The following is a 14760-nucleotide window of genomic DNA, read 5'->3' on the forward strand; positions in this document are numbered from 1 at the left end:
TCGTCACCTGTGAACTGCATAGAACCCTAGCACCCATTGACATGGACTCTTGTTTCTTCTACGTTTCCGAAAACCTTTAAGTCCAGGAGCACAACATGAGACGAAGGCTGGCCGGGATCTCCCTCCTCGGTGTGTTAGCGCTCACAGCGGCGGCCTGCGGCAGCGGCGGCGGTGGTGGTGGGGGCAGCACGCCGTCGGCGGAGAGTCCCGTGACGATCACCATGTGGACCCGTGCGGCCACCCAGACGCAGAGCGAGCGGCTGGTCAAGGCCTACAACAGCAGTCACAAGAACATTCAGGTCAAGCTCACCGTCATCCCGACCGACAACTATCAGCCGCGCATCGCCGCGGCGGCCGGTGCCAAGCAGCTCCCCGACGTGTTCGCGGCCGACGTCATCTTCGTCCCGAACTACACCTCTCAGGGTCTGTTCATGGACATCACGGACAGGGTCGCGAAGCTGCCGTTCAAGGACGGCCTGGCCCCCTCTCACATGAAGCTCGGAACGCTCGACGGGAAGATGTACACGCTCCCGCACACGCTCGACCTGTCGGTCTGGTTCTGGAACAAGGACCTCTACCAGAAGGCCGGGCTCGACCCGGAGCAGGGGCCGAAGTCGCTGAAGGAGTTCGCCCAGCAGGCGACCACGATCCAGGAGAAGCTCGGCAAGGACGGCAAGGTCCACGGCACCTTCTTCGGCGGCAACTGCGGCGGCTGCTACGTCTTCACATTCTGGCCCTCCGTCTGGGCCGCCGGCGGCCAGGTCATGAACGCCGAGGGCACCCAGTCGCTCAACGACCAGGCCGCGATGACCGACGTGTTCAAGATCTGGCGCGACCTGTACGACAAGAAGGTCACCGGGCCGACCGCCAAGGAGGAGCAGGGCCCGACCTGGACCGGTTTCTTCCCCAAGGGCGAGATCGGCGTCATGCCGATGCCCTCCACCACGCTCGGTCTCATGCCCAAGGACATGAAGATCGGCGTCACCCCGATCGCCGGCCCCGACGGCGGCGAGTCCACGTTCGTGGGCGGCGACTCCGTCGGCATCTCCGCCACGTCCAAGAACCCGGACGCGGCCTGGGACTTCCTGTCCTGGACGGTCTCCGACGACGCCCAGGTCGAGGTCATGGCCAAGAACAAGGACGTGCTCGCGCGTACCGACCTGGCCAGCAACAAGTACTCCGCTGAGGACCCGCGCGTGGTGCTGATCAACTCGCTGGTGGCCAAGGGCCAGACGCCGTACGCGCTGCGCTTCGGCCAGACCTTCAACGACCCGCAGGGTCCGTGGCTGCGCTACGCGCGCGAGGCCGTGTTCGGTGACGCCTCGAAGCTCCCGCAGCTCAACGCCGAGATCACGAAGTCACTTCAACAATGACTCTGACGATGAACCGAACCGGGCGGCGGGCGGCGCACTCCGCGCCTTCCGCCCGGTGGCGGAGCAGGAAGGTACAGGGTTGGCTGTACACGGCTCCGACGGCCGTCATCGTGGGCGTGCTCTTCATCGCGCCCCTCGTGCTGGTCGTCTGGATGTCACTGAACCGCTGGCCCCTGCTCGGTCAGGCCACGTTCAACGCCCCCGCCAACTACCTCAAGATCGGCGACAACCCGCTCTTCATCGACGCGATCCTCTTCACGCTCAAGTACACGGCCATCACGACCGTCCTGCTGTCGGCCGTGGCGCTCGGACTCGCCATGCTGGTGCAGGACCGCAAGCCGGGCATCGGCTTCTTCAGGACCGCGTTCTTCCTGCCCGGCGCCGTGGGCTTCGCCGCCGCCGGTCTGCTCTTCTACGGGATGCTGAACAACGACTTCGGCCCCATCGACCCCCTGCTCCAGGCGCTGCACATCACCAGCGAGCCGGTCAAGTGGATCGGCACGCCGAACATGGCGCTGTTCTCCACGATCACGCTGGTGCTGTGGCGCTTCGCCGGGTTCAACATGCTCATCCTGCTGACCGGCCTGCAGGCCATCCCGACCGAGGTGTACGAGGCCGCGAGGAGCGACGGCGCCAACCGCTGGCAGATCTTCACCAAGATCACGCTCCCGCTGCTGCGCCCGACGCTGGCCCTGATGCTGATCCTCAGCGTCACCGGCTCGCTGCTGGCCTTCGACCAGTTCTTCGTCTTCACCAACGGCGGCCCCGACAACAGCACGGTCTCGATGGTCATGGTCGTCTACCGCGACGCGTTCTTCCGCTTCGACCTCGGCGGCGCGGCGGCGCTCTCGGTCGTCCTGCTGGTCGCCCTCGTCGGGCTCAACACGCTGATGATGCGGAGGCTGCGATGAGCCGTTACCTCACGCTGTCCGCCCTGGCGGTGCTGTTCCTGTTCCCCCTGGTGTGGAGCGGCTACGCCTCGTTCGAGGAGCCGGGCAACTACCTGGAGATGGCCCGCTTCGGCGAGGGGCTCGGCACGTACGCGACCAACAGCGTGCTCGTCTCGGTGATGACGGTGGCGGGCACGCTGGTCGTCTCCGCGCTCGGCGGCTACGGCTTCGCCCGCTTCGACTTCCCCGGCAAGAACCTGCTGTTCCTGGCCACGCTGGCGATCCTCATGGTGCCGTACGCGACGATCCTGATCCCGCTCTACGTGCTGCTCGGCTACCTCGGCCTGCAGAACTCCCTGGTCGGGCTCTCGCTGGTGTTCGTCATGTTCCAGCTGCCGTTCGCGCTGTTCATGATGCGCAACGCGTTCGAGGCGGTGCCGCGCGAGCTGGAGGAGGCCGCGCTGGTGGACGGCTGCGGCACGTTCAGGGCGTTCGCCAGGATCCTGCTGCACGCCGTGCGGCCGGCGCTGATCACGGTGGGCCTGTTCGCCTTCCTGGCGTCGTGGAACGACTTCTTCGCGCCGCTCATCCTGCTCAACGACGGCGCGTCGTTCACCCTGCCGGTGGCCGTGGTCAGCATGACGCAGCAGACGTTCGGCGCCATCGACTACGGCATGCTCCAGGCCGGCGTCATGGTCATGGCCTTCCCCTGTCTCATCCTCTTCATCGTGCTGCAGCGCCACTACGTGCGCGGATTCATGTCAGGAGCTCTGCGTGGCTAACCCTGTCCTGCCCTCATCGGGCGTCCTGTCCCCCCTCGGCCTCGACGCGGTACGGCTGCTCCCCGGCTTCTGGGGCGACCGGGCCGCGCTCAACCGCGAGGTCACGATCGCCCACTGCCAGGAATGGGAAGAGCGAGAAGGCTGGATCGGCAATTTCCGGGGCGAGCGGCCCCGCCGGGGGCGGGAGTTCAGCGACTCCGAGATCTACAAGCTGCTGGAGGCCATGGCCTGGGCCGACCACCCGGCGCTGCCCGAGCTGGCCGAGACCGTGGCCCAGGCCCAGGAGGGTGACGGCTACATCAACACCCGCTGGTCCGGCAGCCGCTACACCGACTTCGAGTGGGGCCACGAGCTCTACTGCTACGGGCACCTGATCCAGGCCGGGGTCGCCCGCCTGCGCATGCACGGCGAGGACCGGCTCACCCAGGTCGTGATCAAGGCCGCCGACCACGTGTGCCGCCGCTTCATGGAGGGCACCCAGACCTGCGGCCACCCGGTGATCGAGATGGCCCTCGTCGAGCTCTACCGCGTGACCGGCACCGAGCGCTACCTGGAGATGGCCCGCCGCTTCGTCGAGCGCCGCGGCCTGCCCGCGCTCGCCGACATCCCCTTCGGGCGCATCTACTACCAGGACGACATCCCGGTCAGGCAGGCCCAGGTGTTCCGCGGGCACGCGGTGCGCGCGCTCTACCTTGCCTCCGGCGTGGTGGACGTGGCGGTCGAGACCGGCGACCAGGAGCTGCTGAAGGCGATCGAGTCCCAGTGGGAGCGCACGGTGGCCCGGCGTACCCACCTGACCGGCGGCATGGGCTCGAGGCATGCCGACGAGTCGTACGGCGAGGACTACGAGCTGCCGCCGGACCGGGCCTACAACGAGACCTGCGCGAGCATCGCCTCCGTCATGCTGGCGCACCGGCTGCTGCTGGCCACGGGCGACGTCCGCTACGCCGACCTCGCCGAGCGCACCCTGTACAACATGCTCGCCACGGGGGTGGCGCTGGACGGCAAGTCGTTCTTCTACGCCAACCCGCTGCAGGTGCGGGTGCCGGCGGTGCCGCTGGAGGGGGTCAACCACGCGGCGGAGGGCGGGCTGCGCTCGCCCTGGTTCGACGTGTCCTGCTGCCCGAACAACATCGCCCGCACGATGGCCTCGCTGGCCGCGTACGTGGCCACGACCACCGCGGACGGGATCCAGATCCACCACCACACGCCGTCGGAGATCCGGCACGACGGCCTGGCGGTACGCGTGGAGACCGGCTACCCGTGGACCGGCTCGGTGAGCGTGCGGGTGCTGGAGGGCGGCGAGGGCCGGATCGGGCTGCGCGTCCCCGCCTGGGCCACGGACGCCACGCTCGCCCACGTCCCGGCCTCCTCGCCGGAGGCGCCGCTGGCGGAGAGCCCGGCGGTGCGCCCGGTGGATCCCGGTTACGCCTACGTCGAGGGGCCGTGGCGGGCCGGTGACGAGATCCGGCTGGAGCTGCCGATGGCGCCCAGGTGGACGTTGCCCGATCGGCGGATCGACGCGCTGCGGGGGAGCGCGGCGGTGGAGCGGGGGCCGCTGGTCTACTGCGCCGAGTCGGTGGCCGACGAGCCGGCGCTGGGCGACCTGACCGCGCGGGTCCAGCCGCCCGTGGAGCACCACGAGGCGGACGGCGTGGTGGAGCTGGAGGTGGAGGCGTCGTTGGGTGCCGGCGCCGGCAACGGCTGGCCGTACGCGCCCGCCTCCGACGGGCAGGCGGGTGGCGCCGACGTCAGGCTCCGGCTCGTGCCCTACCACCGGTGGGGCAACCGCGGCCCCGCGACCATGCGTGTCTGGCTACCGATCTAGGAGAGGCAAGTGCGTAAACCGTTGGTGTGCTTAGCTGTGTTAACGCTCACAGCTTCGCTTGCCGCGTCACCTTCGTACGCCGCCCAGGACGACCTGGGGATGCCGGTGTTCACGGGCGCAGACCCGGTGCCCGCCGAACCCGTGGCGTACCACCCCCGCAAGATGATGGAGGAGATCTACAAGAAGGAGAAGGGCGGCGACTCGTACTGGATCGACCGCATGCTGGCCCGCCCCGGCGACGATCCGGCGGGCCCGTGGTTGATGACGCGCGGGCGGGCGCTGTTCATGAAGGAGCACGATCCCTCGGTCATCGGCTTCGGTGGGTTCGTGGCGTATTGGGAGAGCATCGACAACCGCGGCGCGTACGAGGTCTCGCTGGGCACCCAGCTCGCCGAGGACGTCTCCAAGCGCCTGCAGATGCCCAGCCACTGGACCGGGCAGTATACGGGTGACGGCCTGTCGGTCGGGGTGAAGAAGTTCATCACCCACGAGAACGTGGCCGTGACGACGCTGGAGATCACCAACACCGGGTCCGCGGCGCGCTCCGTGCCGATCACCGTGACCTCGCCGTACACCAGGACGCCCGACGGCGACCGCGAGCTGACCGGGACCGTCTGGGCCAAGAACAAGCTGACCACGATCTTCCCCCGGCTCAGCGGTGACGGGCTGAAGGTCTCCGACGGCACGCTCAAGGGCTCGCTGACGGTCGAGCCGGGCAAGACCGTGCGCACCAAGGTGCAGATGGGCTTCGTCACCGACGAGCTGCCCGGGTCGCGGGCCGAGTACGACGGCTACAAGGGCCGCTCGCCCGAGAAGGCGCTGCGGCGCCAGCTCCAGGACTACAACGCCTGGTGGGCCGAGAACCTGCCCTACATCGACGTGCCCGACGAGAACATCAAGAAGTTCGTGTACTACCGCTGGTGGCTCATGCGCTTCAACTTCCTCGACGCCGACATCCCCGGGAACGACTTCCAGTTCCCCACGTCGGTCGAGGGGGCGCTGGGCTACAACAACGCGATCGTGCTGACCGTGCCGATGTTCGTGCAGGACCTGAAGTACCTGCGGGACCCGATCTACTCGTACGGGCCGTGGGTGTCGGCGGGCGAGGTCTCGCGCAACTCCAAGTACACCGACAATCCGGGCGACCCCGAGAACTGGTCGAACAGCTACACGCAGTACATCTCGGCCTCGGCCCTGGAGAGCTACCAGATCCACGGCGGCCAGCCGTCGATCCTGCGCAACCTGGCCCGCTACGCCGAGAAGGACGTGTACGGGCAGCTCAACGCCTATGACTCCAACAAGAACGGGGTCATCGAGTACGACCGGGAGTACATGACCGGCAACGACGCCGACGCGGTGTCGTTCCACTACTACGGGCGGGCGAACGAGCGGCTCGAAGGCGCGTACGTGTACGCCAACGCGATGGCGGCGGCGCAGGCGTACGAGCTGACCGGCGACCCGGGAGGTCGGTCGGGGTCGGTTGGTTGGGGGAACGCAGCCAAGGCGGCCGAGATGCGCGGGGTGGCCGACAAGGTCAAGAACGGCATCCTCACGCTGCTCTGGGACGAGCAGAACAAGCTGTTCAAGCACCGCGACCTCCAGACGGGCAACCTGATCCCGTGGAAGGAGTCCAACAACTACATCCCGTACGCCACCGGGCTCGTGCCGACGGACGACCCGAAGTACCGGGAGGCGCTGCGCCTGTGGACCGACCCGGCGGAATATCCGATCTTCCCGGCGTACACCGCCAACCAGAAGGACAAGGCGGAGGCCGCGGCCGCCGGTAACCCCGGCTCCAACAACTTCTCGCAGATCAACTCCACCCGGAACTTCGCGCTGTTCTCCAAGGCGCTGCGGCAGTACGCCTCGCCGTACATCACCGCCGACCAGTACAAGCAGCTCCTGTACTGGAACGCCTGGTCGCAGTACGTCGGCGGCGACACCCGCTACCCCGACGCCAACGAGTTCTGGGCCGACTGGAACCAGAGCACCAAGTCCATCGGCTACCGCTCCTGGATCCACCACACGATCCTGGGCAGCAGCAACTGGACCGTCATCGAGGACGTCATGGGCCTGCGCCCGCGTTCGGACGGCAAGGTCGAGCTCTGGCCGGTGGACATCGGCTGGGACCACTTCAGCGTCAACGGCATCAACTACCGGGGCCGTGACCTGACCATCGTCTGGGACAAGCCGGGCGACGGCACCAAGCACTACGCCGGGGTGCCCGAGGGGTACTCGATCCTGATCGACGGCAAGCGCAAGGTCACCCTGTCGGGGCTGGCGCACGCCGTCTGGGACCCGGCCACGGGCAAGGTCGAGGGCGGTCAGGTCGTGTACGCCGAGAAGGCCGCCTCGATGAAGGCCCCCGCCCAGGTCGAGCTGACGGGCGACCGCGTCGAGGACCTGTTCCAGAAGGCCGGCGTGGACCTGCGCTCCACCCGCCCGAACCTGGTCAAGTCCGCCACCGCCTCCCACGGCGACCCGGCCGGCGCGGTGGACGGCTTCACGATCAACGAGCCGTACTGGGGCAGCAAGGGCTCCGGCGACGCTCAGGACTGGCTGGCGGCGGACCTCGGCTCGGCCCAGAAGGTCGACCAGGTCAAGCTGTACTTTTACAACGACCGCAAGGCGGGCGGCTACCGCGAGCCCGCCTTCTACACGGTGCAGTACCAGGACGGCGACACCTGGAAGGACGTGCCGGGCCAGGCCAGGAAGCCGGCCCACCCGCGGGCCAACCTCAACGTGGTCCGGTTCCCGGCCGTCACGACGCAGAAGCTGCGGGTGCTGGTCACGCACCAGCCCGGTTACGCGACGGGGCTGAAGGAGGTGCAGGCGTACCTGACGGGCGCCGGCGCCGGCCCGGTCGCGAACAAGGCGCCGTCCGTGGTGGTCGTGCCCGATCCCACGTTCAGCCGCCCGGGCCAGGCCAGGTTCGACGCGGTGGTCAAGGACGACGCGTTGCCGTCGGGCAAGCTCACGACCCAGTGGGCCAAGGTCGACGGGCCGGGCGAAGCGTTCTTCACCAACCCGACGGGCACCGACACGGTGGTCTCGTTCTCCGAGGCGGGCGCGTACCGGCTGAAGCTCACGGCCACGGACGGCGAGAAGAGCAGCTCCACGACCGTGACCGTGACCGCGACGCCCCAGGCCGCGCAGGTGAACGTGGCGCCCAAGGCCACGCCCACGGCCTCCTACACCTCGCCGTGGGAGAAGGTCAACGCGATCAACGACGGCATCGACCCGCCGCGCTCCAACGACGGCGCCAACCCGCGCTGGGGCACCTGGCCGCAGCAGGGCACGCAGTGGGTGCAGCTCGAATGGCCGTCGGCGGTGCGGGTCGACAAGAGCGACGTGTACTTCTTCGACGACGGCGGCGGCGTGCGCGTCCCCGCCTCGTGGAAGATCCAGTACTGGGACGGCGACTCGTTCGAGGACGTCACCGGCGCCGCCTCCTACCCGAAGGCGGCGGACGCCTACAACACGGTCGCGTTCGACACCGTGACGACCTCGAAGCTGCGCGTCCAGCTCGAGGCCGGCGGGGCATCGGTCGGCCTGCTGGAGGTCAAGGCGTACGAGGTCCCGCCGGACTCCGTGCGCCCCGTGCACGTCCCCACCCTGGCCGGCACGCTGCCGAAGCTGCCCGCCACCGTGGAGACCCTCTACGCGGACGGCACCCGCAGCTCGGCCGCCGTCACCTGGCAGCAGGTGACGCCCGACCAGGTCAAGACCGGCGGCACCAGCTTCACGGTCGCCGGCCTGGCCGAGGGCGTGCGCCAGCCCGCCCGGGCCACCGTGTACGTCCGCACGACCGCGGCGGTGACGATCACCTCGATCGCCGAGGAGGCCGTCGCCGCCCGGGCCGGGGTCGCTCCCTCGCTGCCCAGGACCGTCGTGGCGACGTACAACGACGGGTCGAAGGACGGCTCCGTCGAGGTCACCTGGGAGGCGATCAGCCCTGACAAGTACGCCCAGCCGGGCACGTTCACGGTGAACGGTCAGGTGGCGGGCACGACGGTCGCCGCCAAGGCCACGGTTACCGTCGGGTAGCACCGATGCTCCCTGCCCTGGCTCAGCGGCAATCGCGGGCCAGGGCAGGGCCCCGCGGATAACGTCCCGGAAACGCCGTACGGATTCATCCCGATTAAGGGGTCATAATCCTCTTCTACGGGAGGCGTGCCGGGGATCGGGAGAGGCGGAGCGCGGGATGGCTGGGGGATTCGCCGAGGTCGCCGATGACGAGAAGCCGGGACGGGGGGTGAGAGTCGCCTCCGTGATCATGGCGGTGGTGTCGCCGGCGCTCACCGTGGTCGCGCTGCTGATCTGGGCCGGACTGCCCGAGGCGTGGACGCCCGAACGGACGGTGTCCCCGCAGACGGCCGCCGCGCTGACGTTTCCCGCGGTCGGCGCGTTCCTCATCTTCCACCGGCCCCGCCTCAACCTGGCGTGGCTGATGTGCGCGGGCGGCCTGGCCGCCGCCGTCAGCGACTTCGCGCAGGCGATGATGTTCCACGCCGCCGCCGGCGGCGACCTCGTCCTCGCGGGCTACCTGCGGCTGCCGGGCCACCTCGGCTGGGCGGTGTGCGGCGTGACGCTCACGATGGTGCTGCCGCTGTACTCGCCCGACGGCCGCCTGCCCTCGCCGCGCTGGCGCCTCGCCCTGGCGCTGGGCGTGGCCTCCATCACGGCCGACTTCCTGCGTGCCGTGTTCCGCGTGCCGGGGCCCGTCGAGGCGTACCCGTACCCCCAGGTCATCCCGAACCCGCTGCAGATCCCCGCGCTGGCCCCGTACGCGCCGACGGTCTCGGCGATCGCCTGGACGGGCATCTACGTCGCCATGGCGCTGTCGGCGCTGTCGCTGACGGTGCGGTTGCGGCACGCGGACTCCGTCACCAGGCGGCAGATCGGCTGGCCGCTGCTGGCGTTCGCCGGCTACATCGTGTTCCTGGTCGTGGCCGCGTTCGTGCCGGCGCTCACGTGGATCGCGTTCGGCTGGGCGGCGATCATCCCGGTCGCGATGGCGTTCTCGGTGATGCGGTACCGGCTCTACGGCATCGACACGGTGATCAGCCGGGCGTTCGTGGCCGCGGGCGTGGTGGCCGTGGTCAGCGCCGTCTACTTCGGCGCGGGCGCGCTGTCCGGCCTGCTCGTCTCCGGGTACGGCCAGGTGGCCGGGATCGCCGCCGCGCTGTTCGCGGGCGCCTTCTTCCAGCCGCTGCGGCGGGCGCTGCAGCAGGCCGTGGACCGGCTCCTGTACGGCGCCGTCGGCGACCCCGGCGTGCTGGCCGAGCGCCTGACCCAGGCGGTCCGGCGCGGCGACCCGGCCAAGGCGCTGACCTCGGTGGTGAGCGTGCTGCGCGACGGCCTGGCGGTCGAGGGCGTGGCCGTGGAGGTGGCCGACGGTGAGCCCCGCTACGTGGAGAACGGCCGGGTGGGCCCGATTCCCCGCGAGGTGCCGCTGGTCTGGCACGGGGAGCGGGTCGGCCGCCTGCTCGTCGGCCCGCCGGGCCCGCGCCGCTTCCCCGCCGCGCACAACGAGCGGGTGCTGGCCACGCTCACCCCGTACGCCGCGGACGTGGCCCACGCGGTGCGGATGGCGGCGGACCTGCAACGTTCCAGGGAGCGCATTCTGACGACCAGGGAGGAGGAGCGCCGCCGCCTGCGCCGCGACCTGCACGACGGGCTCGGCCAGACGCTCTCGGCCATGGCGATGACCATCAACATGGCCAGGCTCAGCCTCAAGAAGTCCCCGGAGGCCGCCGACGAGCTGCTACGGGAGCTGCACACGGGCATGGGCGCGGTCACCGGGGACATCCGCGAGCTCGTGTACGGCCTGCGCCCGCCCGCCCTCGACGACCTCGGCCTGGTCCGCGCGATCGGCGACCTGGCCGGGCAGTCGGCGCCGCCGGCGGAGGTCGAGGTACAGGGCGAGCTGTCGGAGCTGCCCGCGGCCGTCGAGGTGGCGGTCTACCGGATCATCCAGGAGGCGCTCACCAACGTCCGGCGGCACGCCCAGGCGTCCAGCTGCCGGATCGTCCTGCAGCGGGAGCGGTCGGTGCTGCGATTGCTGATCGCCGACGACGGCAAGGGGCTGCCCGAGGAGCATCGTGCGGGCGTGGGGCTCGGCTCGATGCGCGAGCGGGCGGCGGAGCTGGGCGGGATCTGCGTGGTCGGCGGTGAGCCCGGGGCCGGGACGCGGGTGGAGGTCATGCTGCCGCTCCTGACCGCGCCTCCGGCTGACATGAGCGTTCACTCATGACGTTTGCGCAGCTCAGTATTGGTGTTCATGCCTTGGCCCCCGCATAGTGGGCGCATGAAGTCCTCGCTGAAGGTCGCGGTCGTCGGGGACCGCGACAAGACGTTCGTCCCGCACGTGGCCACCGACGACGCGCTGGGCCACGCCGCCGATCACCTGGGAATCACGGTCGAGGTCCGCTGGCTGGCCACCGAGCCGCTCGAATCCGACCTGTCCGGCGTGCGGGCCGCCGACGCGCTGTGGTGCGCCCCCGGGAGCCCGTACCGCAGCCTGCGCGGCGCGCTGGCCGCGCTCCGGCACGGTCGCGAGCACGGCGTGCCCACCCTGGGGACGTGCGGCGGCAGCCAGCACATGGTGATCGAGTACGCCCGCCACGTGCTCGGGTTCGAGGACGCGCAGCACGCCGAGTACGACCCGTACGCGTCCAACCTGTTCATTTCCGAGCTGACCTGCTCCCTCGCGGGCCGGACCATGCCGGTCACGCTCACGCCCGGCTCCACGGTCGCGGCCCTGTACGGCGAGAGCGAGGTGAAGGAGCAGTACTACTGCAATTTCGGCCTCAACCCGGCCCACCAGAGCGCCCTGCACGAGGGCGGCCTGCGCGTGACGGGCGTGGACGACAGCGGCGAGGCCCGGGTGCTGGAGCTGCCCGGCCACCCGTTCTACCTGGCCACGCTCTTCGTGCCGCAGACGAGATCGCTGCCCGGACGGCCGCACCCGCTGGTCGTGGGGTTGCTGCGCGCGGCGCTATGACGTTCACGCAGCTCAGGATCCTGCTGGCGGTCGCGCGTACCGGCAACATGACCCGCGCGGCCGAGGAGCTGAACACCACGCAGTCCGCGGTCAGCCACGCCCTGCGCGGCCTGGAGAGCGAGCTCGGCCTCTCCCTGCTCGTCAGGGGGAGCCACGGGGTGCGCCTGACCAGCGCCGGGCGGGCCGTCCGCCGCCGCGCCACGCTCATCCTCACCCAGCTCGAAGCGCTGGAGCAGGAGGTGGCCGCGGCGCGCGGGGCGGACACCGGCAGCCTGCGCGTGGGCGTCATCCCCAGCGCCAACGCGCGCCTGCTGCCGCGGATCCTGCGGCTTTACGGTGAGTCGCACCCGCGCGTGCGGCTCACCGTGATCGAGGGGTCGGACGGGGAGGTGCTCGACTGGCTCAGGACCGGCGCCGCCGACGTCGGCACCCTCACGGCCGGCGCCGTGCCCGCTGACATGGCCACCGAGGTGGCGGGGTTGGTCACGCGCCCGCTGGCCACCGACCGGATGCTGGCCGTCCTGCCCAGCGGTCACGCGCTGGCCGAACATGCTTCCGTGCCGGTCGCCGAGCTGGCCAGGCACCCGTTCATCATGTCGACGGGCGGGTGCGAGCCGCTGATCACGGCCCTGGCTCGGGCAGCGGGGACGAGCCTGCGCTGCCACTACCGCGTCCGCGACACCGGCAGCATCCTCGCCATGGTCGCCGAGGGGCTCGGCGTGACCGTCGTCCCCGAGCTGTCGCTGCCCGCCCACCACCCGGGCGTCCACGCGGTCCCTCTCGAACCGGCCTCCGAGCGCACCATCCTGCTGGCCCTCCCGGCCGACCCGCTCCCCGCGGCCACCGCGTTCGCCGAGCTGGCGGGGCTGCTCGGCACTTCCTGAAGAGGGCTTGGGCTGCGGTTTTGCGGGCAGGTTGCACTTGAGCGAACAAATCAAGCCGCAGGGGAGGCGAGATGCGTTCATCCATCCCTCTGGGCCGCATCGGGGGCGTGCGGGTGGGGCTCAACGTCAGCGTGCTGGTGATCGTCGCGATCCTGGTGTTCGGGCTGGGCTTCGGACGGTTCCCCGCGGTCTTCCCCGGCTACCCGCGGGCCGCGTACGTGCTGGCCGGGCTGGCGGCGGCGGTGCTGTTCATGGCCTCGCTGCTCGCGCACGAGCTGGCGCACGCGATCATGGCCCGGCACGAGGGCGTCGAGGTGTCGCGGATCACGCTCTGGCTGCTGGGCGGGGTCGCGGAGCTGCGCGGTGAGCCCCGGTCGCCGGGTGCGGATCTGAAGATCGCCGTGGTGGGGCCCGCGACGAGCCTGCTGGCCGGCGTGGTGTTCGGGGCGATCGCCCTGCTCATCTCTGGCCTGGTCTCCGGGGCGGCGCTGCTGGGCGGCATGTTCGCTTACCTGGCCGGGGTGAACGTGCTCCTCGCCATCTTCAACCTGGTCCCGGCCGCCCCGCTGGACGGCGGGCGGGTGCTGCGGGCGATCCTGTGGGCGCGGTGGCACGACCGGGCGCGGGCGGCGATCGCCGCGGCCCGGGCCGGGCGCTGGTTCGGATATGTGCTCATCGCGATCGGCTTCTTGCAGGTGGTCACCGGGCGTAGCTTCGACGGGCTGTGGCTGGCGCTGATCGGCCTCTTCCTGGTGAACGCCGCCAGCGCCGAGGAGCAGCAGACCCGGCTCGGCACCGCGCTGCACGGGGTCCGCGTGGCGGACGCGATGTCGGGGCACCCCGTGGTCGCCTCGCCGGACGAGACCGTGTCCGGCCTCATCGACCGGGTCGTGATGCGGCACCGGCTGTCCACGTACCCGCTGGTCGCCCCGGACGGGACCTTCGCCGGCCTGGTGACGCTCAACCGGATCCGCCGGGTCGAGCCGGAGCGCCGGGGCACGACCCGGCTCGCCGACATCGCCTGCCCGCCGGAGGAGGTGCCGCGGGCCCGGCCCGACGAGCCGCTGACCGACCTGCTGGCCAGGATGGAGGGGAGCGCCGACGGGCGCGCGGTCGTGCTCGACCCGGCCGGGCGGCTGATCGGCCTGCTGACCCCCACCGACATCAGCCGGACCATCCAGATGGCGGACCTGCGCGCCACGCTGTCGGGGCCGCGCGGCGCCGATCTCGCCCCGCCGTACCACGGCCACCACCGCGACGCCGCGTAGGCCTTAGGGAAGCCGTAAGGAATCCTTAAACGCTGTCCGCCAGGCTGAAGCCACAGAAAGACGGCAGGGCCCGCAGGGCCCTCACGGCGAGATGGAGTGGCGACAATGGCGAGCAAGCTGGTGGTTTCGACCTTCCTGTCCCTCGACGGCATCATGCAGGGCCCCGGCGGACCCGGCGAGGACGACTCCAACGACTTCCCGCACGGCGGCTGGCTGCCGCCGTACGTGGACGAGGGGTTCGGCCGCATCATGGGCGAGCAGCTCGATCGGGCGGACGGCATGCTCCTGGGCCGCCGGTCGTACGACATCCTTTCGTCGTACTGGCCGGACGTGCCCGACGAGGAGGGTGGCGCCAAGATCAACGGCATGCCGAAGTACGTCACCACGAGGACGCCGATGACCGCCGAATGGCGTAACACGCGGGTCCTGGTGGGTGAGGCGGCCGAGACGGTGGCCGAGCTCAAGAAGAGCACCGACGGCGAGATCCTCGTCCAGGGCAGCAGCGACCTCCTCCGCACGCTGCAGCGGGCCGAGCTGATCGACGAGTACCGCCTGCTGGTCTTCCCCGTCATCCTCGGCGAGGGCAAGCGGCTCTTCGCCGAGGGGACCGCTCCGGCCGGGCTGAAGCTCACCGGATCGACCGCCACCGACGCCGGCGTCGTGTACGTCACGTACGAGTGGGCCGGCAAGCCCTCCTACGGCGCAGTCGCATAGTGCGGCTTTGACGCA

At 70.3% G+C, this 14760-nt stretch carries 10 protein-coding genes; all 10 read left to right on the forward strand.

Going from position 1 to position 14760, the window contains the following annotated elements; translation table 11 throughout:
• The first annotated feature begins 95 nt into the window (after positions 1 to 95).
• On the forward strand, positions 96 to 1373 hold the full coding sequence (locus tag ACWEPL_RS03475; RefSeq protein WP_452434999.1) for an ABC transporter substrate-binding protein: 1278 nt from the start codon (positions 96 to 98) through the stop codon (positions 1371 to 1373).
• An 8-nt stretch (positions 1374 to 1381) separates the two neighbouring features.
• Entirely contained in the window at positions 1382 to 2284 is a 903-nt protein-coding gene (locus tag ACWEPL_RS03480; protein WP_363970279.1) for a carbohydrate ABC transporter permease, read from the forward strand.
• The gene (locus ACWEPL_RS03485; RefSeq protein WP_452435001.1) at positions 2281 to 3045 is read left to right on the forward strand and encodes a carbohydrate ABC transporter permease; all 765 of its coding nucleotides are present in this window, start codon (positions 2281 to 2283) and stop codon (positions 3043 to 3045) included. The genes ACWEPL_RS03480 and ACWEPL_RS03485 overlap by 4 nt, the downstream gene beginning before the upstream one ends.
• On the forward strand, positions 3038 to 4873 hold the full coding sequence (locus ACWEPL_RS03490; protein WP_452435003.1) for a glycoside hydrolase family 127 protein: 1836 nt from the start codon (positions 3038 to 3040) through the stop codon (positions 4871 to 4873). Before ACWEPL_RS03485 ends, ACWEPL_RS03490 begins: the two co-directional genes overlap by 8 nt.
• A gap of 36 nt (positions 4874 to 4909) precedes the next feature.
• Positions 4910 to 8920 carry a galactose-binding domain-containing protein gene (locus tag ACWEPL_RS03495; protein ID WP_452435005.1) on the forward strand — a complete coding sequence of 1337 codons (4011 nt, stop codon included), beginning with the start codon at positions 4910 to 4912 and terminating at the stop codon, positions 8918 to 8920.
• A 157-nt stretch (positions 8921 to 9077) separates the two neighbouring features.
• The gene (locus ACWEPL_RS03500) at positions 9078 to 11129 is read left to right on the forward strand and encodes a sensor histidine kinase (RefSeq protein ID WP_452435007.1); all 2052 of its coding nucleotides are present in this window, start codon (positions 9078 to 9080) and stop codon (positions 11127 to 11129) included.
• A 54-nt stretch (positions 11130 to 11183) separates the two neighbouring features.
• Complete coding sequence (locus ACWEPL_RS03505) at positions 11184 to 11879, forward strand: CTP synthase C-terminal region-related (seleno)protein (RefSeq protein ID WP_452435009.1); 696 nt, start codon at positions 11184 to 11186, stop codon at positions 11877 to 11879.
• Positions 11876 to 12763, forward strand: a complete 888-nt coding sequence (locus tag ACWEPL_RS03510) for a LysR family transcriptional regulator (RefSeq protein ID WP_452435011.1) — start codon at positions 11876 to 11878, stop codon at positions 12761 to 12763. The genes ACWEPL_RS03505 and ACWEPL_RS03510 overlap by 4 nt, the downstream gene beginning before the upstream one ends.
• A 71-nt stretch (positions 12764 to 12834) precedes the next feature.
• A complete protein-coding gene (locus tag ACWEPL_RS03515; RefSeq protein ID WP_363970291.1) occupies positions 12835 to 14031 on the forward strand; it encodes a site-2 protease family protein in 1197 nt (398 codons plus the stop codon).
• A 105-nt stretch (positions 14032 to 14136) separates the two neighbouring features.
• Complete coding sequence (locus ACWEPL_RS03520; RefSeq protein WP_355209686.1) at positions 14137 to 14745, forward strand: dihydrofolate reductase family protein; 609 nt, start codon at positions 14137 to 14139, stop codon at positions 14743 to 14745.
• The last annotated feature ends 15 nt before the right edge of the window (positions 14746 to 14760 follow it).

Source organism: Nonomuraea sp. NPDC004186 (assembly GCF_053603495.1).

Excerpts from the sequence above, each read along its gene's own strand:
- ACWEPL_RS03475 (WP_452434999.1), top strand. The coding sequence starts at position 96 with ATGAGACGAAGGCTGGCCGGGATCTCCCTCCTCGGTGTGTTAGCGCTC.
- ACWEPL_RS03480 (WP_363970279.1), top strand. The coding sequence starts at position 1,382 with ATGAACCGAACCGGGCGGCGGGCGGCGCACTCCGCGCCTTCCGCCCGG.
- ACWEPL_RS03485 (WP_452435001.1), top strand. The coding sequence starts at position 2,281 with ATGAGCCGTTACCTCACGCTGTCCGCCCTGGCGGTGCTGTTCCTGTTC.
- ACWEPL_RS03500 (WP_452435007.1), top strand. The coding sequence starts at position 9,078 with ATGGCTGGGGGATTCGCCGAGGTCGCCGATGACGAGAAGCCGGGACGG.
- ACWEPL_RS03505 (WP_452435009.1), top strand. The coding sequence starts at position 11,184 with ATGAAGTCCTCGCTGAAGGTCGCGGTCGTCGGGGACCGCGACAAGACG.
- ACWEPL_RS03510 (WP_452435011.1), top strand. The coding sequence starts at position 11,876 with ATGACGTTCACGCAGCTCAGGATCCTGCTGGCGGTCGCGCGTACCGGC.
- ACWEPL_RS03515 (WP_363970291.1), top strand. The coding sequence starts at position 12,835 with ATGCGTTCATCCATCCCTCTGGGCCGCATCGGGGGCGTGCGGGTGGGG.
- ACWEPL_RS03520 (WP_355209686.1), top strand. The coding sequence starts at position 14,137 with ATGGCGAGCAAGCTGGTGGTTTCGACCTTCCTGTCCCTCGACGGCATC.